22 protein-coding genes are annotated in these 20,890 nt (G+C 44.6%); 10 read left to right on the plus strand and 12 right to left on the minus strand.

Annotated features, from left to right (window positions below):
* Window positions 1-22 precede the first annotated feature (22 nt).
* Window positions 23-550, plus strand: a complete 528-nt coding sequence (locus tag QZY95_RS13495; RefSeq protein ID WP_290924410.1) for a hypothetical protein — start codon at window positions 23-25, stop codon at window positions 548-550.
* Between the two features lie 143 nt (window positions 551-693).
* Here QZY95_RS13495 and QZY95_RS13500 read toward each other — a convergent pair whose 3' ends face one another.
* The 4 genes from QZY95_RS13500 to panC all read right to left on the minus strand — a co-directional run bounded on the left by QZY95_RS13500 (window position 694) and on the right by panC (window position 4,387).
* Window positions 694-1,470, minus strand: a complete 777-nt coding sequence (locus tag QZY95_RS13500; RefSeq protein ID WP_290924413.1) for a DUF4344 domain-containing metallopeptidase — start codon at window positions 1,468-1,470, stop codon at window positions 694-696.
* 186 nt (window positions 1,471-1,656) lie between these two features.
* A complete protein-coding gene (gene metK / locus QZY95_RS13505) occupies window positions 1,657-2,826 on the minus strand; it encodes a methionine adenosyltransferase (RefSeq protein WP_290924685.1) in 1,170 nt (389 codons plus the stop codon).
* A gap of 2 nt (window positions 2,827-2,828) precedes the next feature.
* Window positions 2,829-3,527, minus strand: coding sequence for a DUF502 domain-containing protein (locus QZY95_RS13510; protein WP_290924416.1), 699 nt, complete (start codon window positions 3,525-3,527; stop codon window positions 2,829-2,831).
* Window positions 3,528-3,538: 11 nt separating this feature from the next.
* Window positions 3,539-4,387, minus strand: coding sequence for a pantoate--beta-alanine ligase (gene panC / locus QZY95_RS13515; RefSeq protein ID WP_290924417.1), 849 nt, complete (start codon window positions 4,385-4,387; stop codon window positions 3,539-3,541).
* Window positions 4,388-4,561: 174 nt separating this feature from the next.
* On the opposite strand from panC, the gene QZY95_RS13520 reads away from it, so the two are divergent.
* Entirely contained in the window at window positions 4,562-5,161 is a 600-nt protein-coding gene (locus tag QZY95_RS13520) for a hypothetical protein (protein WP_290924418.1), read from the plus strand.
* 325 nt (window positions 5,162-5,486) lie between these two features.
* Window positions 5,487-5,750 carry an RNA-binding protein gene (locus QZY95_RS13525; protein WP_290924419.1) on the plus strand — a complete coding sequence of 88 codons (264 nt, stop codon included), beginning with the start codon at window positions 5,487-5,489 and terminating at the stop codon, window positions 5,748-5,750.
* Window positions 5,751-5,858: 108 nt separating this feature from the next.
* On the opposite strand, the gene QZY95_RS13530 is transcribed toward QZY95_RS13525, so the two are convergent.
* Window positions 5,859-6,662, minus strand: coding sequence for an ABC transporter substrate-binding protein (locus QZY95_RS13530; protein WP_365971402.1), 804 nt, complete (start codon window positions 6,660-6,662; stop codon window positions 5,859-5,861).
* 90 nt (window positions 6,663-6,752) lie between these two features.
* Here QZY95_RS13530 and QZY95_RS13535 point away from each other — a divergent pair, with 90 nt between their 5' ends.
* The gene (locus tag QZY95_RS13535) at window positions 6,753-7,364 is read left to right on the plus strand and encodes a DUF2238 domain-containing protein (RefSeq protein ID WP_290924423.1); all 612 of its coding nucleotides are present in this window, start codon (window positions 6,753-6,755) and stop codon (window positions 7,362-7,364) included.
* Window positions 7,365-7,466: 102 nt separating this feature from the next.
* Here the strand turns inward: QZY95_RS13535 and QZY95_RS13540 are convergent, their stop codons facing one another.
* Window positions 7,467-8,552, minus strand: coding sequence for a permease (locus tag QZY95_RS13540; RefSeq protein WP_290924687.1), 1,086 nt, complete (start codon window positions 8,550-8,552; stop codon window positions 7,467-7,469).
* A gap of 145 nt (window positions 8,553-8,697) precedes the next feature.
* Window positions 8,698-9,039, minus strand: coding sequence for a metalloregulator ArsR/SmtB family transcription factor (locus QZY95_RS13545; RefSeq protein ID WP_290924425.1), 342 nt, complete (start codon window positions 9,037-9,039; stop codon window positions 8,698-8,700).
* A 192-nt stretch (window positions 9,040-9,231) separates the two neighbouring features.
* Between QZY95_RS13545 and QZY95_RS13550 the strand changes: the two genes are divergently transcribed.
* The gene (locus QZY95_RS13550) at window positions 9,232-9,864 is read left to right on the plus strand and encodes an HD domain-containing protein (RefSeq protein WP_290924689.1); all 633 of its coding nucleotides are present in this window, start codon (window positions 9,232-9,234) and stop codon (window positions 9,862-9,864) included.
* A 111-nt stretch (window positions 9,865-9,975) separates the two neighbouring features.
* Here QZY95_RS13550 and QZY95_RS13555 read toward each other — a convergent pair whose 3' ends face one another.
* From QZY95_RS13555 to QZY95_RS13570, 4 genes are all read right to left on the minus strand, one after another.
* Window positions 9,976-10,305 (minus strand): hypothetical protein, encoded by a 330-nt coding sequence (locus tag QZY95_RS13555; protein WP_290924427.1) that lies wholly within the window; start codon window positions 10,303-10,305, stop codon window positions 9,976-9,978.
* 151 nt (window positions 10,306-10,456) lie between these two features.
* Complete coding sequence (locus QZY95_RS13560) at window positions 10,457-10,699, minus strand: hypothetical protein (RefSeq protein WP_290924429.1); 243 nt, start codon at window positions 10,697-10,699, stop codon at window positions 10,457-10,459.
* 25 nt (window positions 10,700-10,724) lie between these two features.
* Window positions 10,725-12,467 carry a putative sulfate exporter family transporter gene (locus tag QZY95_RS13565; RefSeq protein ID WP_290924430.1) on the minus strand — a complete coding sequence of 581 codons (1,743 nt, stop codon included), beginning with the start codon at window positions 12,465-12,467 and terminating at the stop codon, window positions 10,725-10,727.
* Window positions 12,468-12,900: 433 nt separating this feature from the next.
* The gene (locus QZY95_RS13570; protein ID WP_290924432.1) at window positions 12,901-13,728 is read right to left on the minus strand and encodes a LysR family transcriptional regulator; all 828 of its coding nucleotides are present in this window, start codon (window positions 13,726-13,728) and stop codon (window positions 12,901-12,903) included.
* A 159-nt stretch (window positions 13,729-13,887) separates the two neighbouring features.
* Between QZY95_RS13570 and QZY95_RS13575 the strand changes: the two genes are divergently transcribed.
* Complete coding sequence (locus tag QZY95_RS13575; protein ID WP_290924434.1) at window positions 13,888-14,610, plus strand: SDR family oxidoreductase; 723 nt, start codon at window positions 13,888-13,890, stop codon at window positions 14,608-14,610.
* Between the two features lie 212 nt (window positions 14,611-14,822).
* Here QZY95_RS13575 and QZY95_RS13580 read toward each other — a convergent pair whose 3' ends face one another.
* Window positions 14,823-16,538: a YcaO-like family protein gene (locus QZY95_RS13580; protein ID WP_290924436.1), complete on the minus strand. Its 1,716-nt coding sequence runs from the start codon at window positions 16,536-16,538 to the stop codon at window positions 14,823-14,825.
* A 171-nt stretch (window positions 16,539-16,709) separates the two neighbouring features.
* On the opposite strand from QZY95_RS13580, the gene QZY95_RS13585 reads away from it, so the two are divergent.
* The 4 genes from QZY95_RS13585 (at window position 16,710) to QZY95_RS13600 (ending at window position 20,835) form a co-directional block, all read left to right on the plus strand.
* A complete protein-coding gene (locus QZY95_RS13585) occupies window positions 16,710-17,564 on the plus strand; it encodes a deoxyribonuclease IV (RefSeq protein WP_290924438.1) in 855 nt (284 codons plus the stop codon).
* A gap of 524 nt (window positions 17,565-18,088) precedes the next feature.
* A complete protein-coding gene (locus QZY95_RS13590) occupies window positions 18,089-18,610 on the plus strand; it encodes a YgjV family protein (RefSeq protein ID WP_290924440.1) in 522 nt (173 codons plus the stop codon).
* A gap of 232 nt (window positions 18,611-18,842) precedes the next feature.
* Complete coding sequence (locus QZY95_RS13595; protein WP_290924442.1) at window positions 18,843-19,409, plus strand: NapC/NirT family cytochrome c; 567 nt, start codon at window positions 18,843-18,845, stop codon at window positions 19,407-19,409.
* 34 nt (window positions 19,410-19,443) lie between these two features.
* Window positions 19,444-20,835 (plus strand): multiheme c-type cytochrome, encoded by a 1,392-nt coding sequence (locus QZY95_RS13600; protein WP_290924444.1) that lies wholly within the window; start codon window positions 19,444-19,446, stop codon window positions 20,833-20,835.
* The last annotated feature ends 55 nt before the right edge of the window (window positions 20,836-20,890 follow it).

Below are 20,890 nucleotides of genomic sequence, written 5' to 3' on the forward strand. Positions count from 1 at the left end.
GTAGCGACAGCAAGGTGATCATATGTCATTAGTTAATTCTTTATTGAAAAAGCCTGTAGAGGTGACTGAGCTTCAGCAAAAAGCTCAGAAAATTCAAAACAAAGCAGAAGTGAATGTTTCTAACCTGTTTACGGGACAGCAAACAGATCACTCTCGTTATGTACGTGCTACAGTCAAGTCTGCTGAAGCTGTTCGCAGTGCGATGGATAACAAGATGAACGCAATGACTTCGCTTCTTCAGGCTCAGATTAATTATGAGGAAGGAAGTCAGGCTGAGAACAATGCGTTATACTTGGGCCCGCTTGACCTGTCTTACTCCCGTAGGGCACGTATTGGTGCACGTGCAGGACAAATTTTGGACTTTGATAAAGACCGTCAGTTGCAACATGATAGCGATGCCAGTTCTGCTAAAGAGAGAGTTGATGCTAGAGCCGCTGAAGTTGCTTCGGGAGTTCAGCATGCAGTGCCAGAAAGGGTGCATGTAGCGTCTCCTGTCCGGACTGGCGGAGCTGCAGCAAAGGTTCAGGCCAGAGTCTCAATACGTGTTTAAATTTACTAGGAACGTTGGTGAAGGAGTTCCTTTTCAGTAGGATGAAAGGAATTGCTTGCTGGCTGAATAGGTATAAAAAAACGTCAGATCTACTAAGATGGATCTGACGTTTTTGTTTTCAGGGGAATTACGTATTTATAGTGTTAGTCCGGCAGGGGAATGTTGAATATTTTTTCCCACTGTTTGTGGTGCACAAGAAATCGCTCGGGGCAGATCTCTACACTATTAACTGGCAAATCATTTAAAAGTTCACGGTATTTATCGGGATTACTACCGTAAACAAGACAATTAATTTCTTGGAATCTACGGATGTCGTTTTGTAGATTTACTGTTGAGTCCGGTTCTGTGGCAAGTAATTGAAAAGCTTTTGCGGCACTGGAAGCAATGTCTGCTCCATCTGCATAAACGCTGATAAGCAAGATTACGGAAAGAGTGTCTACCGCTTCTTCTTCCATTGCATCAGAGATTCCGGTTTTCTGGGAATAGATTACGGCATGCCCTAGTTCGTGGTAAATAGCATGGTGAAGTGTGTTTAATGCTGATGTCGTAGGAGAGACTTGCTCAAGATATTTTTTGGAAGCAAACAGTTTTTCCATCTCTTTAAAGAAACTGTAGGGGATATGGATTTCAAGTTTGCCGTTTTGTAATACCGCAAAATGAGGCCCGAGTTGGGTTCCGAATCGAAGTGTAACGTTTTGGGAGAGCAGGCTCCAATCTTCAACAACTTGGGCTACTTCTTCTGCGACTTCTGATTGGTGGATAATTCGTGCTGCGGCAACATCTTCTGGGTCGGGGAGTTCGTACGTAACCCGTAGGCTTCCTTTTGCTTCCGCAATCACTGGTAATAATGCAGCGCAGAAGAGTAATAATGCGGTAAAAGTGATCGCGATGCGAAGGAAGTAAGGGCTGTACGTACGCATGCTCTGCACTGTAGCGTGAGTTTTTCAATATATCAATTGAATTGCCTAGCATTTTAGTCTGTGGCGTAGGGGAGGCATAGCGCTATGAAATGCTTTTGTATGTATCATAATGCTCGTTTGTGGTGGTCATAAAAAAGGGGTGAAGCATAGGCTTCACCCCTTTTGAATTCTAGTCTCTTACTGATGCTAAACTTTTGCAGCAGTGCGGAGAGCTTCAACTGCATCGGTAGCTTCCCAACGGAATTCAGGAAGCTCGCGACCGAAGTGGCCGTAGCATGCAGATTTTTTGTAGATAGGACGTTTAAGGTCAAGAGTTTTGCTGATGCCGTAAGGGCGCAGGTCAAATACTTCTTTAACAGCTTTAGTAAGGATTTCATCAGGTACTTCGGAAGTACCAAAAGAAGTTGCGAGTACGGATACTGGTTCTGCAACGCCGATAACGTAAGCGATCTGAACTTCACAAGTAGGTGCGAGACCCGCTGCAACAACGTTTTTAGCAATGTAACGACCCATGTATGCTGCGGAGCGGTCTACTTTGGAAGGGTCTTTACCGGAGAATGCGCCACCGCCGTGGTGCCCCATGCCGCCGTATGTATCCTGAATGATTTTACGGCCTGTAAGACCGCAGTCACCCATTGGGCCGCCGATTACGAAACGACCTGTAGTGTTGATGAAGATACGGGTAGCATCGTCGATGAGTTCTTCAGGAAGAGTTTTTTTGATAACTTCTTCACGGATGCCTTCAACGATGTCGTCCTGAGATACACCGTCTTTGTGCTGAGAAGAAATAACAACGGTATCGATACGGGTTGGTTTGCCGTCGATGTATTCGAAGGAAACTTCAGTTTTGCCGTCTGGGCGAAGGAAATCGAGGTCGTTGTCTTTACGGGCAGCAGTGAGGCGCTCGGAAAGTTTGTGGGACCAGTAGATTGGAGCCGGCATAAGGGTTGGAGTTTCGTTACATGCGTAACCGAACATCATACCCTGGTCGCCTGCGCCCTGATCTTCAGGAGCAGTCTGGTCTACACCCTGCGCGATGTCTGGAGACTGTTTATCAATAGAGGAGATAACAGCGCAGGTGTCGGCATCAAAGCCCATATCTGAGCTGGTGTAGCCGATTTCGCGGATAGTATCACGAACTACAGTCGGGAAGTCAGCGTAACCGGTTGTGCTGATTTCACCGGCAATAACAGCCATGCCAGTGGTAACAAGAGTTTCACAAGCAACACGACACTCAGGGTCCTGAGCCATGATGGTATCGAGAATAGCATCAGAAATTGCGTCAGCAACTTTATCCGGGTGACCTTCAGTAACAGACTCAGAGGTAAAATGGTATTTACCTTTGTTGTTGATCATCATTATGGAAGCTCCTCTAAATCAGATGATGTTTTATTAAATTTTTTTCGTCTCAGTTCAGGGCATTCAGGATTAAGGATGCCGCCTGAAATCAAAATTTTAAAGGCGTCTTCGACAGAGAGATCCAGCTTAATGGTATCTTCTTGCGGTACCATTAAGTAAAATCCGGATGTTGGGTTCGGTGTAGTGGGAACAAAAACGTTCAATACACTTTCCTCTGTCTTTCGTTGGATTTCTCCGACTGCGATGCCTGTAACAAACGCCAGAGCGTAGAGTCTCGGGCGTGGGTATTCAATAAGAACGACTTGTTTAAATTCTTTTGCGGGACTTTTAAAGACACTGATGAACAGCTGGTTCGTTGCAGCGTAAAACCGGTTGACTCCCGGTACCTTTAAAATGGCCTTTTCTATGGCTCGGGCAATTGCTTTGCCTACATAGTTCCGCACCAGCAGGCCGGTGCAAAGCAAGATAATGAAAACAAGTAGAATGCCTGTTCCGGTTTCGGGAATTCCAAGTTGACTGGGAATTCTCATGGATTCCGGTATCCATTTCCATGCGCTGTCTGCCCATCTGAGCAGGATACGCAGGATAAAGACTGTTACAACAATAGGCGCAAGAAAAAGAAAACCGGCAATGAGGTTTACACGTAGAAAATGTTTTAGCCGTTGCCAAGCAGTTCGTTTTTCCGGCGTTGCTGTCATGCGTTCTCCGTTTACAGGTAGAATGGCCAGTTGTCTAACAGTCTTGCTTTTCCAACATACACGGCTACAGCACACCGTGCTTTATCGGTAATAGTTGAAACCGGCTCAATGGAGTCGGGATCAATAAATTCAAGGTAATCTTCTTTTCCCAGCGGAAGGTGTTGTTTCCAATGTGCTCGGATAACGTCTTTTAGTTTTTCAACATTACGTTCTCCAGCTTCAAAGGCTTCAGCACCTGCGCGAATACCTGCATTGATGTGACTTGCCTGCTCACGTTCTTCCTGTGTCAGGTAAGCATTTCGAGAGCTCATTGCAAGCCCGTCTTTTTCCCGAATCAATGGTCCATTAATAATAGTGGTCGGTAAATTCAAATCTCGGGTAAGACGGCGGATAATTGCTAACTGCTGCCAGTCTTTTTCACCAAAGACTGCGTATTCCGGAAGTGTGAGAATCAGCAGCTTTGTGACAACGGTGGATACTCCCCTGAAATGGGTAGGGCGTGTTGCAGAACATAACCCCTGTGCCAGTTGAGGAACTTCAACCCATGTCGCATGGTCGTCTGCGTACATGCTTCCGGGTTCAGGGATAAAAAGAATATCTGCACCGAGTGCTTTGGCGTCCGCAGCGTCACCTTCATGATTACTCGGGTATGCGTCGAGGTCTTCATTTTCACCGAACTGCGTCGGGTTAACAAAAAGACTTACTATTAATTTGTCCGCTTTTTCGCGGGCAATACGCATGAGATTTTTATGGCCTTCATGAAAGTAACCCATTGTCGGAACAATACCGACTTTGATGCCTTCACAGCGCCATTTGAGACATATTTTCTGTAACTCAACAGGAGATGTAACTATTTGCATATCAATTTATCCAGATATATTTGAGGAAGTAATATACGTATCAGAATAACTTGTCTAGTTAAAAAAGGAATAATGTGCACTAAAGTGAGCATTTCCGGTGCCACTTGCGGGAGAAAAATGTTTGTGTCACATCTCCCTTTGTAAACGTTTTTTAATGAGAGGACATAAACCCTGATGGAAGCTTTGTTTCAAGGAAAACTCGATAACTTTTGTGCACTGTATGCTGTTTTGAATGCTATGCAACGAACCCATGGTATTAACCATTGGGAAGCACGAAAGCTTTTTCATGCTGGTCTGGTAAGTTTTTCACAGGATACTGAGCACTGGGAAAAGATCGTTTGCTGTCGCACAGATTATATTTCAGAAGTTCAGTCGTTTTTTCATGTGATACAGGGTAAAGGTACTCCTTTGGAGTATACACAACCTTTTCCTGATGGGAAGGCGAGTATTGATGACGTGTTGAAAGTCATAAAAGATTGGAGCCCTGTGAATAAGGAAAAGGGGGTGACTCTTTATGATCAATCAGAGGGAAAGGGTGTTGTTTTACAATTTAAGCGCTATCTTCCTTTTCGGGGAGCCCCTCTTATTAGTCACTGGACTGCTGTAAAAGAGTATGTGGGGAATGAGATTCGCTTTATTGATTCCAGTTTGGAGAAAACTGCGACATACGCACTTCCGGAAAATGGTTTTTGCACGGAGGAGAAAGAAATAAAGCAAGGCAGGTTGTTTTTAATTAATCCTGCGACGATTTATTTGATAGATTCCAATGTATAAAAGTTGGAATGATACAAAGAAACGCTTTTTTTTTCTTCACGGATTATTTTTTCTATTAACGCGTTAGTAATTGAAATATTTTATTTTCAAATGGTTGCTAGTTATGCTACGAGTGTTACTCTCGGGATGACGCAATGTTTGGGTTGCTGCCTCGATTTTTAGACAGATGTTACAATGCAGCATAGATATAGATGCTGTATTCGCATAGGCAGGGTGCGCGTTGAGCGCTTTTCTGCTATTGGTTTGGAAAGGTTGAATCTGTGTGGGATTTAAACCTGTTGTAGATGCGTACGCGCATTTAGTTTTTTATTTTTGGAGTTTTTTCGTGTCTAAGAACATTTATGTCGGCAACCTTGCCTGGTCTGTTAGAGATGATGATTTGCGTGATCTTTTTGAAGAATTCGGTGAAGTAATTTCTGCTCGAGTGATCGAAGATCGTGAAACAGGTCGTTCCCGCGGCTTCGGCTTTGTAGAAATGGAAGACAATGGCGCTCTTGAAGCCATTGATGCTCTTAACGGTAGCGTTCATGGCGGACGTAACCTTAAAGTTAACGAAGCTCGCCCTCGCGAACGTCGTCCTCGTTACTAGTTCAATAGAAAAATATTCTGTTTTGGCAGATTGCCATGCTGTGTTGCATACATGGTAGAACAGAGTCTTCTAGAGAAATCTAAAGCCCGCCTTCCGCGGGCTTTTTTATTAGTGGCTATTGGGATGGTAGGGGCTGATTTCTTGGTTGTACAAGGTTTGTGCTTCCCGAGAGAGGGCTATATGCAGCATTGCTTGTTTCATGTTTTCTATAAAATGCTGCGGGACAGCGTCATTAAATAAAAAACCGTTCGGCAGTTCGGCGACTCTTGCCACAATAATTAAATTAGAGGGATCACCGCCGGAAACTTGGTAGTTGTATGTGATGAGCGGTGCGCTGCCTACAATGAGTGGAGCTCTCCCCTTTTGAAATTTTTTTATGGAACAGGCTAGCGATGTAGCAAAGTCGAAGTTTGCTTCCGAGTAGCCGTTTCGTAGCAAAACAGGTAAGACACTTGCAGCCTTTGTGACACAAATTCGTACATTTTTTAGTTGCTCAGGGGTTGAGAAGAGCAATTTGTCTTTTTTGTGCGCCATAATGACAATATCAAAAAACATTGGGCTGCTGACGTAACGATATTTTTTTTTCCGCTCTTCTGTCAGTGCTACAGGGAAAAGACATGTCGGTGGAGCCGTGTCGAAGTCTTTTATAGAGCGGGGCCATGGCTGAACTGTAATTTTTTGTTCAGGCAGATTCATTTTTGCCCAGATTTTTTTTATCAGCGCAATGTTGTAGCCTTTAAGTCTGCCTTTGTGGAAATACACAACGGGAGGTACCTCTTCTGTAATAAATTTTACAGATTGGCTACTGGCAGCTGAAGATAGCGTCGGTAAGAGCACTAACTGTGCTATTGCAAGTGCTGAGAATATAAAAATCCGTAGTTGCATAGTTATCCCGTAACAGATACGTGGCATTGTTTTGCTGTGTTGTTGGGTATTTTTTTGTACTATAGACTCCTAGTACTTTTGGCAATGTATTACGGCGTAGACTTTATGGAGGAATATATGGGTCGAATCTTTACTGCTAAGAATTTTCCTTTCATTCTTGCAGCAGTATTTGTTGTTTTCTTTGGTTTGATGGGGATTGCTCCAGTTTCACGGGAAGTGTGGATTGCTGAAGTTATTCCTGTTGCAGCAATTTTTCTTTTGCTGTGCATTACGTTTCCTTTTTTCCGCTTTTCCAATGTATCCTATGGGTTGATGGCATTTTGGTTGTTTTGGCATACAATAGGTGGGCACTATACATTTGCCGGTGTACCTTTTGAGTGGGTGAATGACCTGTTTGGATTTGAACGGAATCATTTTGACAGAATCGGACACTTTTCAGTGGGATTTTATGCGTACCCGATTGCCGAGCTATTCGTACGCAGGAAGTTAGCCGGACCTGTTGTGACAACACTTTTTGCACTATTTACGATTATGTCGGTTGCGGCGGCTTATGAGATAATAGAGTGGCAGTACGCTGTTATTGAGGGCGGCACAGCGGGTATTGAGTTCCTTGGTAGTCAGGGAGATATCTGGGATGCACAAAAAGATATGCTTGCAGATACGCTTGGTGCAGTTGTTACGCTGATTCTATTTTGGGTTTTCGGTAAGCGGTGGGGAAGTCGTGGATAGCGAATGCGACCGAAATGAAGACAGTATAGTTGTGAACTTAGGGTAAGTTATTAAAAAAGCGGCACGGAGTTTTCCGTGCCGCTTTTTATGTTTGATCGTGTTTTAAATGAGAATGTTGAAGAGGAACCCGACGAGAAGAATGCCTGATGCAACAATTGCTACGTAAATTGAAATCAATTTTACACTGAGCACTTTTCTGAGGATTACCATTTCAGGAAGGCTCAAGGCGACAACAGACATCATAAACGCCAGCGCGGTTCCTAGAGCAGCTCCTTTACCGAGCAATGCAGATACAATTGGGATAATTCCAGCTGCACTTGCATACATTGGAACACCAATAATAACAGCGGCCGGAACGCTCCACCATGCTTCTTTACCCATGATTGAAGCCATAGCGCCTTCTGGAACATACCCGTGAATACCAGCGCCGACGGCAATACCGATAACGATGTAGAGCCATGTTTTACCAATAATATCTACAACAGAGTCCCATGCAAAGTCTAAACGATGAGCAAGGGTCGGGTATGTCGGTGCGTTGTTGCTTCCATCATCACGGATTTGTTTAACCCATGGTTCAAGCATGTCATCAAGCTTCATTTTGCCAAGTACCCAGCCTGCGATAACTGCAATAGTAACTCCGGTAACCAGATACAATGCGGCAACTTTAAAGCCGAAGAGACCGTACAGAAGAACAAGCGCAATTTCGTTTACCATTGGTGCGGCGATAAGGAACGAGAAGGTAACGCCAAGTGGGATACCTGCGGCAACAAACCCTAAGAAAAGAGGAACAGCGGAACATGAGCAGAATGGAGTGATGATGCCTACACATGCTGCAATTACGTTCCCGAGTGATTCTCTTCCGCTAAGGTATTTGCGGCTTCGTTCCGGTGTGATCCAAGTTCTCAGTACGCCAACTCCAAAAACGACAAGGCTGAGCAGCAGTAAGATTTTTGGAGTGTCATACAGGAAGAATTTTACGGATTCATAAAGATGGCTTCCCTTTTCAATTCCCGGAATAAGTCCTGTCAGAGTTTCTGCAATAAGAGGAAGTTGGGAGTATAACAGCGCCCATCCGATTAATGCAATAGTGCCGACGATTGCGTAAAAAGAAATAGAAAAACGTGGCTCTGTTCCTTGAGAAGGTGCTGCTCCGCAAGCGCAAGGGGATTCAAAAGGATTTTCAGGAATATTTCCTTCCTGTTTAGGTGCTCCAAAAGCCTGGGCAGCGAACTCGCCGCCTTTATTTGGGTTTCAGCCGTAGATTGAGCAGGAGCTTTTTTCTTCTTCTTTTTTTTGTGGTGTAATTTCGAGCGGTTTCATTTCTATACCCTCGTTAAAGGATGTTTTTAGCTTTTTTTAAAGCAACAAGATTTTTTTGTAATACCATAGATTCGCTGTCTGTTGCGATTGCTTGCTGCAACAGATTAAGAAAAGACGTTATATATAACTCAGTGCTGCTAACTGCTAGGCTGTAATGCGTCCATCCACCTGCTTTTCGGGCTGTTGTCAGTCCGGCGTCTGTACACTGTTTTAAATGACGGGAAATCGTTGGCTGGGATAAGCCCATAATCTCCACAATATTGCATACACAAAGTTCTCCTTCCAGCAGTAAGCCAAGAATTCGGACTCGCGTGGGGTCTGATAGTGCTTTAGTTATTTTGATGAAATCATGCATACGTCCTCCTGAATACACATTTAGCAATATGGCTATATGTGTATGTTGTCAATGGGGTTTCATGAGAAATGTCCGACTGTACAGTTGCGGATAAAGGGCGTATGAACTTCGGCTAGTATCTGTTGTTTACATGTGTATTCAGTGCAACAGTTTGAAATGATAAGCTAAGTTTTTTTGTAGAGGAGATGAATGATGACAGCCTGTGATCCTCAGGTAAATTTGCAAGGGCGTGAGAAGCTTACCCGTCTCGCTGACTTTTTGTTTGAAGCAGGCATGCTGCGTAAAACTCCTCGCAGCGGTTATCAGTTTTTAGGCTCCGGTAGCGAGAATGTTGCAGAGCATTCTTTCCGCACTGCAATTGTTGGTTTTGTGCTTGCTAATGAAGCTGGTGCAGATCCTGTGCATACTGCTATGATGTGTCTTTTCCACGACTTTCATGAAGCCCGAATCGGTGACTTTAACTATGTAAACCGAATCTACAACACCAGTGACCCTAAAGCTGCGTTTACGCATGCTTTGGAAGGTACCGGGCTTGAGTCTTTGGTTATGCCGTACTGGGATGAACTTGAAGAAGCAGAATCTCTGGAAGCGAAGCTTGCACAGGACGCGGATCAAATTGACTTGATCCTGAACCTTAAAGAAGAATTTGATTTAGGTAACCAGTACGCCGGTAAATGGATGCAGGGCGCAATGCCTCGTTTGCGTACAGAAGTTGGCCGTGCTCTTGCCGAGCGTATTCGCGAAACCGACCATACTGACTGGTGGTACAAAGGGCCGGATAGAAGTTGGTGGGCGCGTAAAAACGGTAAGAAAAAAGCGAAATAGTATAGATAAAACGTGTCTTGATGTGCCTACTGAATAGGTACTGAGTTTTTCAAGACGTATTTTGACAGATAAAGCCACTCTTTTTGAGTGGCTTTTTTTGTTTGCTGTTTGCTATTCGGACGCTTGAGGGGGATCATATTCCATAAGTTCAACCGGGGCGTTGTTTTCTTCGATAAAAGCAACTGTCAGCCCCTTACTTGGCGAATTAGGAGCGATAATTACATTTTTGCCGATAAGTGCTTCTGTCAGATTTTCTACAACAAAAGCAACATGTGGAATCGTCTTAACGAGTTCCGGATAAGGCGCGCCTTCTTCAAAACGCATCCACTGGATACCGTATGGATTGCTTTGGTGATCTGTCACAAACATTTTTAGATGCGGCAAGTGGATTTCATTTTCCTGCGGAGTGGATGTGGGAATACCAAGGTGATTGTACTTCATAAAAAACTCCGTAGTTGCTGGTGCGAATACTCAGCGTAGGAATAGTGTGTGTGATATGTTCTGTAAAAGGTATTCTGTGCATCGTGTTTGAATAGAATGTCAAATAAAATGGGAGCAGTACTTGCGTACTGCTCCCTTTTGTCTGAGATGTTTATTTCCCTTTAGGGAGATAGGTTACTGTGGAACGTGCACCAAGCTCTGCATCGGCAGTAATTTCAACATCTGTCCAGTAGATTGCTCCGGAATTGATGTCGTTTTGCTCAATAAACGTTGCGAGGGTGCTTGCGGATTCCACATGGGTAAGCAGCATCGGCGAGAGCACGAACATAAACAACCAGATTATGAAGACTCCTGTTGCGAAAGACAGGAAGCGTGTTGCGCTGCTTTTCTGCATATGCATTATCCTTTGTTCTTAAGTGTTAGATCTTCGCAGTGATTTCCGGGAATACGAGGTAGAACATGATGTATGCCATAGTCAGAGTCAGAAGCAGGTTGAAGGACTGTCCGCAAACATACAGGATAAGCGGCTTACCGCCTTTGAAGTAATGACCCAGTTCACGGAAGTTGGTTGCGAGGCCGATAGATACAAAGGCAAGGCAGAAGAACCATCCGCGGAAGGCTTTAGAGAAGCCGCGAATTACACCATGGTCGATCATTGCGTAGCCTACATCTGCTCCCATTGATCCGTAGATCCATGAGAAGAGAATAGAAGCAGCAAGGAAGCCGAGTACGAATTTAGGGAAACGGTACCAGATTTCCCATGCGTTTACGGAACGTCCAGGAGTGCAGTCAACGCGTGTGCACCAGTAAATAGCAACACCGAATGCTGTTACACCGATAAGAACGTTCTGGATCATTTTAATGGTAGCAGCAACATACAGTGCTTTCTGTGAAAGGAAAGCACCCGCTGCCGCAACAGCACCTGTGGCGTCAATCGTACCGCCCATCCATGCACCGCCAAGAATAAACGGCATATCAACCGCTTTAATGAAGGCCGGCATAATAATCATCATGATGGAGGTGAATACGAGGGAAAGACCAACTGCAAGGGTCAGCTCTTCTTTTTTAGCACGACATGCTGCTGCCGTTGCAATCGCAGCTGAAACACCACAAACCGACATGTCTGCCGAAATAACAATGTTCAGCGTTTTTGATGGCATTTTTACGACTTTTTGACCGAATATATAGGTCGTGATGAGTACGATAGGTGTTACTACCCACGCTACGAAAATACCCGGAATACCAATCGCAACAATTTTACTGAAGAGTACTTCTGCACCGAGCAGAACCAGACCGGTTTTAATGAAGTATTCTGTTTGAACGGCAGGCTCTACCCACTTAGGAGTTCCAATAGTGTTGGAAATAAGCAGGCCGAAAAGGATTGCCCACGCTGCATAGCCGATTCCAAGTCCTTTCATGGTGCTTTGTTGTGCGGCAACATAGGAAAGTGTTGCAATGGCAAAAACAAAGAAGAATCCCACAAAGAATTTAGCGGGGCTGTGCCCCATGGCTGCGCGACCGATAGCAAAGAAAATTCCGAGAGCTACGCATAACAGAATTAACCAAGTAAGCTGGTTGTATCCTTTTGCTTTTGTTTTGCTTTTAGCTTTTCCGGCAGCAAATTTTTTGTTCCGCCAGTCGCTGATAGCATCGGATGCCTTTTGGTTAAGAGTATCATCTGTGAAGTTTGCGGCAGCTGCAGCGGCTTGAGCAGCAGTAGCAACTGTAAGAGATTCATCGGCTGCTGCCTGTGCTTTTTCATATTTGGCCATGGCCTTAGCTTTTTTGGCATCAGCTTTTGCGGTGTCCATGAAGAAAGCATCAAGCGGGTTGGTAGACCAGCCGTGTGGTTTTCCCTGGAAGCTTTTGATTGTTTTTGCAAATGAGGAGGAGGTTGCTTTCATGCCTTTTGCATCAGCAGCCTTGTAGTACTCAATAGTTTTAAACGGAGCTTTGGCTGCTTCCGCCTCCATGATTGCGTTTGATTTAGCGATGGTTTCCCGCAAATTTTCCGGCTCGTTAGGGAGATAGATAACAAGCCCGGCGATAAGGATAATGAAACCAAGCCATATTGCCCAATAATCTTCGAGTTTGATTAAGTCAGACCAACTGGCATGCCCTTTATCAACAACAACTTCTTGCTGCGTTTTTTGCTCTGCCATTACCATTCCTCCTTAAAAAAAAGTAGCAAGGTCATGTACGCCACAATAATCGTAGGCAGTAACAACATAGGCATAGGACATTTTTCTGCTTATTTTACGAGCAGAAAAAAGATGCCTGTAGCATTACAATGCCGGATACCTCTAGTAGACACGTATGCAGGTGAGCAGACGGCGCAGGGGAGTGGAAAAATGGCGCGAAACGCAGAGTCGGTTGAGTAGGAAGAAATCAGAACAGGCGAAGCGCGATACTCAGTATAGCGAAGCTCATGCTGCTAACTTACTGCATAGTATAAGAGGTAAAAGACAGAAAATGTCAACAATTACCTGTAAATAAAACAAGAAGAGAATATAACGGAGTGGTGGTAAGCCTTGCCCTGTGCAGGGTTGGAGAAGAAAAAGAGCCGATGGGATAATTCGCCCGTCGGCTCTTTTTTTAGCGCATGAAAGTTGAAACGACATCGGAAACAACGTCGGACGTCGTTTTATCTGCCGGATACGTTAATCCGATTCTTCTGAACATTCTTGGTGCTTTTAGTGGAACTGTGACGAGGTCGTAGCCGGATTCAAGGACGCCGTCCGGTAAAAAAGAGATACCGAAGCCGGCTTGGACGAGGTGCATGACCTGACTTTTGTGTTCACCACTTGCAACAATATTCATACGTAAGTCGGAACAGGCCAGAAGCCCGATTGTTTGCTGGTGTGCCTCGCAAGGCGGGCATTCGATAAAATCGAATTCATGCAACTCTTCAGGAAGCACAAATTGTTTTTTTGCCAGTGGATGGTCTGGGCGCATGCACAGAACATAATCTTCTTCCCAGAGTGGAATCCATGTTTCACCTTGTTGGCGAAGCATATCGAGTGTGATGCGGGCATCGCACTCGGAGGCAATATCCACAAGCTTCGGCGTAAGACCGGGGACATTTTTTCGCATGGCTTCAAGGACTGATGCAAGACGTTCCGGACTTAAGTCTGGAAATATCCCGATGGTAATATGCCGTTCTTCCATGCTTCCTTTAAATAGGTCTTCTATTGTGTGTGCTTCGTCCAAGAGTCTTTTTGCACGCGGATATAGGTGGTGTGCTTCTTCTGTAATCTGCACTCCTTGCTTTCCTCTTTTGAATAAGGAAACGCCAAGCATTTCTTCCAGTTGTTTTATAGCGCTTGAGATGGAGGGTTGTGATACATGGCTGCGTTGTGCGGCGCGTGTAATATTTTGTTCTTCAAATACGGCTATGAAGTAGCGGAGTAATCGTAAGTCCATAAATCCTCACTGCCTTTCAGCATTCTACTATCTAAGTCCTTTCATAGGCTGAACCTATCACAAGTAAAAGAACTCTGTATTATACAAAGAAAAAAAAGGGTGTATTCTTATGCAAAACGAAAGCAAAGGGCACAGCCCATAATACATTGGAGAAAAAGAATGTCTAAACCACTCGTAGTCATCACTGGTGCAAGTTCTGGCTTTGGTGAAGCAACAGCTCGAACTTTAAGCGCAAAAGGTTTTCCGCTTCTTCTTATTGCTCGCCGTCTGGATAGACTGGAAGCATTAAATTTACCAAATACTATTTGCGCTCAGGTAGATGTAACAGATCGTGAGGCATTGGTAAAAGCTATAGCTGATGCAGAATCTCAGTATGGTCCTGTAGACTGCATTGTAAATAACGCCGGTGTGATGTTGCTTGGTCAGATTCATGATCAGGATCCGGCAGAATGGCAGAAGATGGTGGACGTAAACGTCTTGGGACTTTTGAACGGTATTCACGCTGTGCTTCCAGGAATGCGTGAGCGCAAGCAGGGAACTATCATCAATATTAGCTCAGTAGCTGGACGTAAAACATTCCCTAACCATGCAGCATACTGCGGAACCAAATTTGCGGTTCATGCAATGAGTGAAAATATTCGTGAAGAAGTGGCAGCAGATAACGTCCGCGTGATTGTTATTGCACCGGGTGCAGCAGAAACTGAATTGTTGAGTCACACCACATCCCAAGACATTAAAGATGGCTACAATCAGTGGAAGGTGCAGATGGGAGGTGTTATGAGTGCGCAGGATGTTGCAAACTCAATCGCCTTTGCCTACGAGCAGCCTCAGTCTGTGTGTGTTCGTGAGATTGTTCTTGCTCCAACCTTGCAGGAGCCGTAAGCCGGTTACAGGGTAGTAACGAACCGTAACGAGTGCTTATTGTACAAGAGATTTTGTTGAAGAGGATTGCCATTGTCCGCGTAAATGCAGCTTCTCTTATTTGAAAAGACATAAGAACGCCTGTTGTTTTCCAAACTGATAAGACAGTATGGAAAACAACAGGCGTTTCTTTATGATGCTGTGAATGTAGGTAAACTAGGCGTATTGATTCGCTAGTCTTCCATTTTTAGATAGTTGTTAAAGAGCCTGCGGCTTACTCGGGTGAACGAGTCAAAGTCGGCTGTTAATTCCATGTTTGGAATGAGTGCTTTAACAACAGGGAACTGGAGATCTTTTCGAGCAAGTTCAACATAAACTGGGCGTCTGTTGTTGGCGATAAGCATTTGCTCAAGCATCTGCACGTTGCGGAAAGGATCTTCCATAGAGACATCAGGGAGATCTTCTTGTTTTCTTGTTCCAATCCCGCGCAGTGTCGGTGCAGATGGAGGGCTTTGCGGGTATGGATATGGTGTTTCTGTCAGTGCAGAAACAATGGCGCGTCTGCCATCCAACCCAGCCCCTGTGCCTCGGATAACTTCACCGCGTCTGCCCATGACAAAAGCGTAGTAACAAGGGATGCCGAATTCTGTTGTGATATCCTGAAACATGACATGGACGCCGCGTGCGGCATAGTCATTTAACAGCATGGATAGTTTTGGATCTTCAGTTGTGAGCGTAAAGCATTCTTTCTTGTCGAAAGGCTTGGTTGCTTCAGCATCGCGTTCAAAGATTTCCATGAGTGCTGCAACCTTTGCTTCTTCAAGAATATTGCCGGAAGCAAGGCCGGTAGATCCCGGTGAGGAGAAGAGGGAGACTTCATCCAGATTGCAGAACATGTACACCATCTGCACGGGGACAAGGATAGGTTCATACCCGTCTTCTTCGAGTTTCGGGGTGTGGCCTTCCATCCAGTACAGCTTTTCGTCTTCGTATGGAACTTCAAGCGATAGTAAATTGGGATCAAACGCATTAATGCCTTGAGCTTTCAGTTCGGACAATCGTGCATGTGTCAGCGGATGGTCTTTGAGAGTGTTAATAACACCGGCATCATCAAAGGAGACAAAGGAGGAGGAGCGTTCAACCACTTCCATTGTTAACCCTACTCGTGCATCCGGCAGAGCCAGTCCGCGTCCGTAGGATGTTGCCAACCCTTGCAGAGTGTAGTCGAGCGAGCCGTTTTTGACAGCAAGATCGATGTTCCAGCGTCTCAGCAGTGCGATAGGTGACAGTGACGCAATATGGCGCATTTCAACATCTGCAAAGAGTGGAGTTTTATCCAGTCTGCTTAGTGCGAGGTCTGTTGTCTCTTGCGCAGGGGGACGTGACCATGGGGTGTCGTATGGTGTTTTTAATAGCTCTTCACGTACTGCTGCTGCGGTGGTGAACTCTTCAGTGGACGCTTCATACAACATCGGCAGGTCAAAGTCCTCTGCTACATCAGGGAGCGGCAGCATGCGATGCTCGTGTATGTTTTCTTTAAATTTAGTAATCCATGCAAGGTGGTCATATCTGTCTTCGCGTTTAGCCCAGCGAAGGTAGATAAGGGGAGTGTGTTCCTGCAATTGTTCAATTGCATCATCTGGAAACAGCGGAAGAAGTTTGGAAAATTTTCCATAGAGCATACACGTTTCATACAGCAATGCTGCAAGAACAGGCTTTACGACGGTGTATTCTTCTACAGCTGTCTTCAGAAGAGTTTTGAATTTTTTTTGATCAAAATTCTGAACACGTGTCAGCAGGTATTTATGCATAAAGTCATCAAGAGGATGTTCCTCAAGATAGGCAAGTGCTTCTTCAAAGGTAATATCTGCCGGAGGCTCGCAGGAAACATATCCAACGGTTCCTACCGTATCTGAAAGATTAAATTTGTATTTCATGGATGACGACATCATATACTCCCATATGCTATGAATGAGGCGTTATAGCGTATGTTTTTACGGTGGACAATGGATGCCGTGAACAATAAATGAATACTAACACGCTGTGACATGTGTTCGGCGTGAATAGTGTATGAATCTATTTCCGGCGCTGATATGTCGGAGTATATATAAGGGGGCAGAATGCCACATTTTGGTGCTCACATGTCCATTGCCGGTGGACTTGAAAAGGCTGTTGAACGCATCATGCGAGTAAATGGGACTGCATTGCAGATTTTTTCCAAAAATCAGCGTCAGTGGAAATCGAAGCCGTTGGAGCAAAAGCAAATTGATGCCTTTATCGATGCGTGTGCATCGTGGGGGAATCATCCTGTTGCAGTGCATGATTCTTATTTAATTAATCTCGGTTCTCCCAAAGAAGATGGCGTTGAAAAGTCCGTTGCAGCCTTTGCGCATGAACTGGAGCGTGCAGAACAGCTTAAAATACCCTATGTTGTTATGCATCCTGGAGCTCATCTTGGAAGTGGTGTTGAAGAATCTTTAGAGAGGGTTGCGAAGAATCTTGATAGAGCCTTCGAAGAATCCAGAACTGAACACGTGATGGTGTTGTTGGAGAATACCGCTGGACAGGGGACAACACTGGGACGTTCCTTTGCCGAGCTTGCTTCCATTATTCAGCAAGCCAAACAGACCGACAGGATTGGAGTGTGTGTAGACACTTGTCACGCCTATGCTGCAGGCTATGATCTTGCTTCTGAAGAAGGATATATCTCTACTTTCAAAGAACTGGATGCTACAGTAGGGCTTAGCAAGTTGTTATTTATGCATATTAATGATTCAAAAGGGGCTTTGGGCAGTCACTTAGATAGACATGACCATATTGGACAGGGGCTGTTAGGAGAAAATACCTTTGCTCGCTTAATAAATGATCCAAGATTTATTGATTTACCTATGGTATTAGAAACACCAAAAGGTGAAGACCTTTCAGAAGACATAAAAAATCTGGAAGTCCTGTATAACTTGCTTATTAAGCAATAGCAGGGTGGTTATAAAATCGGTGCGTCGAAAGAGAATATAGTGCAGAAGTTGCAAGTTAGACGGTGTTGATGTTGGTAAATCTATAGTTTTCACGAAATAATGATTTTTTTACTTGTCTTGACGATATTCTCATTTTAGTAATTAGTTGCTGACATTATTTCGTCATGTTGACCCATTAAGTACTCTGGTTTGTAGGGATGCATGCAGAAGACATTTTGCGGGGGCTTAACTCGTATGTCACTGTAAATACCGGTGCTGCTTATGTAGATTGGTGGATTGTTGGGTTTCGCCTCTCTATTGTCGTCAGACGAAATGGTGTCAGCTTTTTTTTATGCTTTGTTGTGTAATGCCATTATGGTGTTATCGGATGAAACATATTTCATTAAAGATCTTTGTACTGCTAATTCTTTCGACCTTTTGATTATATAAAGAATCTTGTACTGTATTGTGCATTTGCTGAGTATGTTTTTTATGTATGTCTACTGCTACGCAGTAGTGTTTTTGCTTTGATCAAAGGGTAGATTATGTCTGTTTTTGTTGTTTCACAATTGCTTGTCGGTGTAGCTCTCATATTTGATGTGCTTTCTTTTCAGTTTAAAGACAGAAAGTACATTGTACTGTCTATTGCTGCTGCGTGTTTTTTTATGGCAGCACATTTTATGCTGCTTGATCAATGGACAGCAACAATTCTCATGATAGTTTCTGGAATACGGTATGCTGTGAGCGGATACACAACAGAACGAAAATGGATGTACTTTTTTTGTATTGTAGCCGTGTTGGGTACTGCGTGGACATATACAGGTGTTGTCAGTTTGTTGAGCTTTGGCGCAACATTCGTGCTTACCGTTGCTGCGTTTTCTAAAACGGATAAGCAGTTACGAGAGATAACCTTTGTGGGTGTTCTGTTGTGGATAATTCATAATGTTGTGGTTTGGTCGCCTTCAGCTATTGCATTGGAAAGCTTTTTCCTTATGAGTAATATCGTTGGGTATTACCGGTACTATATGCGCTCCCCCAAACCGTTTCCTGCTATGGGAAAAGAATAGATCGTTTTGCAGATTGTGCCCCGCTTTGAAGCGGGGCTTTTTTTATGGTTTTTTCATTTTTGAGTAAGAAAAAAGTAATGCTCCGCATTGTGTGATGTTCAGGGACGTTGCGGAGGGACAGGCTGATTTTCAGGCGGAATGACGAAAAATATAATTCGTATACACCTCTAACATGGTAGTATTTATCAATTGTCTTAGGTTCACCCTTTAAATATTGGCAAAGGGGAGGTTTATGCCTCAGAGCAGCGATAGGAAAAAGCGAAAAAAGCTACTGTTGATAGGGGGTGTAGCCGGTTTTGTATTGACCATCGTCCTTGTGTTGGCTTCTGGCCACATGATCGCTTTGACGAATACAGATCAGTTTTGTGTGACGTGCCACGTAATGAAGCCGTTCAGGCAGGCCTGGCTTGCTTCACCTCATGGGGGGAATAACCCTCAGGGTGTGGTTGCTCAATGCGTAGATTGTCATCTGCCACATGGCACTCTTGTAGAGTACGTCGTAGCCAAAGCCTATACCGGTACACATGATGTTATCATGAACATGATTATTGACCCCTATACTCATGATTGGGGAGCAAACCGGGCTAACCGTGAAAAGTTTACGTATGATAATTCATGTCGGAAGTGCCATACCAGATTGCAGGCGCCGAAAATGGGCATCAAAGCAATTCTTGCGCACCGTGAATATCTGAGAAAAGAGAATAAACTCAGATGCGTTAAGTGCCATGAACATGTGGGACATAAAGATATGATGTATTACGTGAACAAGTATTTCAACAGGGATTCACAACCGAACTAGGACTGAAAACCTGAAAGTGTGTGGAGGGAACGGAATGAAGATATGGAGGACTTTGGTAATCCTGTTAGGAATGGTGATCTGTTGCATGCTGGGCACGGGGGTAGCCGGTGCTCAGGAAAAAGTGCAAAAGACGCCTAAAGCCTCTTCCCAAGGGACACAGTCCGTTGGGGGGCTGCATAAGCAGATTCTTGTGCAGCGTGGTTTCTCTGAAACAGCTAAAAAATGTATTGAGTGTCACGCAAAAGAAACACCGGGTATCGTCGACAACTGGAGAAACGGTCGCATGGCGCATGCGCAGGTCTCCTGTTATGACTGTCACGTGGTGGAAAAAACATCTCCTATGGCAAGCCAGTGTGAAGGTATGAGAGGAACAAATGTATATACCAGCCCTATGGTATCTTCTAAAACTTGTTCCCGTTGCCACCCTGTAGAAGTTTCGCAATTCCTTGAAAGCTCACATTCAAAACCGGCTTCTGAGCCTGTAATGAACAACCCGACCTTCGATAAACTTATGTATTACTACGAAGGATTGGAGTTTGCAGGTGTTGATCGTAATACTCCTGAAGGCAGAGCACCTCGTGCTTCCGGCTGTCAGATGTGTCACGGTACAATTATTGAGCTCGGTGCTGACAATAAACCTATCAACATGACATGGCCGGCAGGTCCGGGACAGCGTTATCCGGATGGCTCCGTCGGTAACTGCTCTGTATGTCATACCCGTCATATGTTCTCCATTGCTGAAGCACGTAAGCCGGAATCTTGCGGTACGTGTCACCTTGGCCCTGACCATCCGAACATTGAAATTTACGAACAGTCCAAGCATGGTCAAGTGTATGCAGCACATGAAGAAAATTGGAACTTTACTGCCGCTCCGGATACATGGGAACCGGGTGATTACGATGCTCCTACCTGTGCAGTATGTCACTTAAGCGGTATCGGTGAATTAACTACGACACATAACCCTGCAACACGTCTGAAGTGGAAGCTGTACAGCAAACGTTCTGAAATTCGTGAAGGAACACGCGGTAACGGTGAGGAAGGCAGAAAACGTATGCGTCTTGTTTGTACGAACTGCCACTCAAAACTTCATACTGATGCAACAATGGATACGCTTGAAGCTTCTGTAAAGCTCTACAATATCTACTGGGATAAAGCAGTAGCCATGAAGAAAGAGCTTGCTGAGAAGAACCTCCTTGGTGATGATCCTTGGAAAGACGGTTTCCAGCGTATGATGTACTATCTCTGGCACCATGAAGGCCGTCGTGCCCGTCAGGGTGCAGCTATGAACGGGCCTGACTATGCACACTGGCATGGATTCTTCCAGATGTTCCAGATGTTCATGGACATGCAGGCAATCCGTGATTGGCGCATTAAAAATGGTAAAATCGAAGATCTGAGCAACGTAGCTTGTCCAGGTCCCGATTAGTAGGTCATTGTCGTACTCCATAGAGAAAGCCCGCTGGAAACAGCGGGCTTTTGTT

The organism is Halodesulfovibrio sp., from assembly GCF_015482765.1.
Taxonomy (GTDB): domain Bacteria; phylum Desulfobacterota; class Desulfovibrionia; order Desulfovibrionales; family Desulfovibrionaceae; genus Halodesulfovibrio.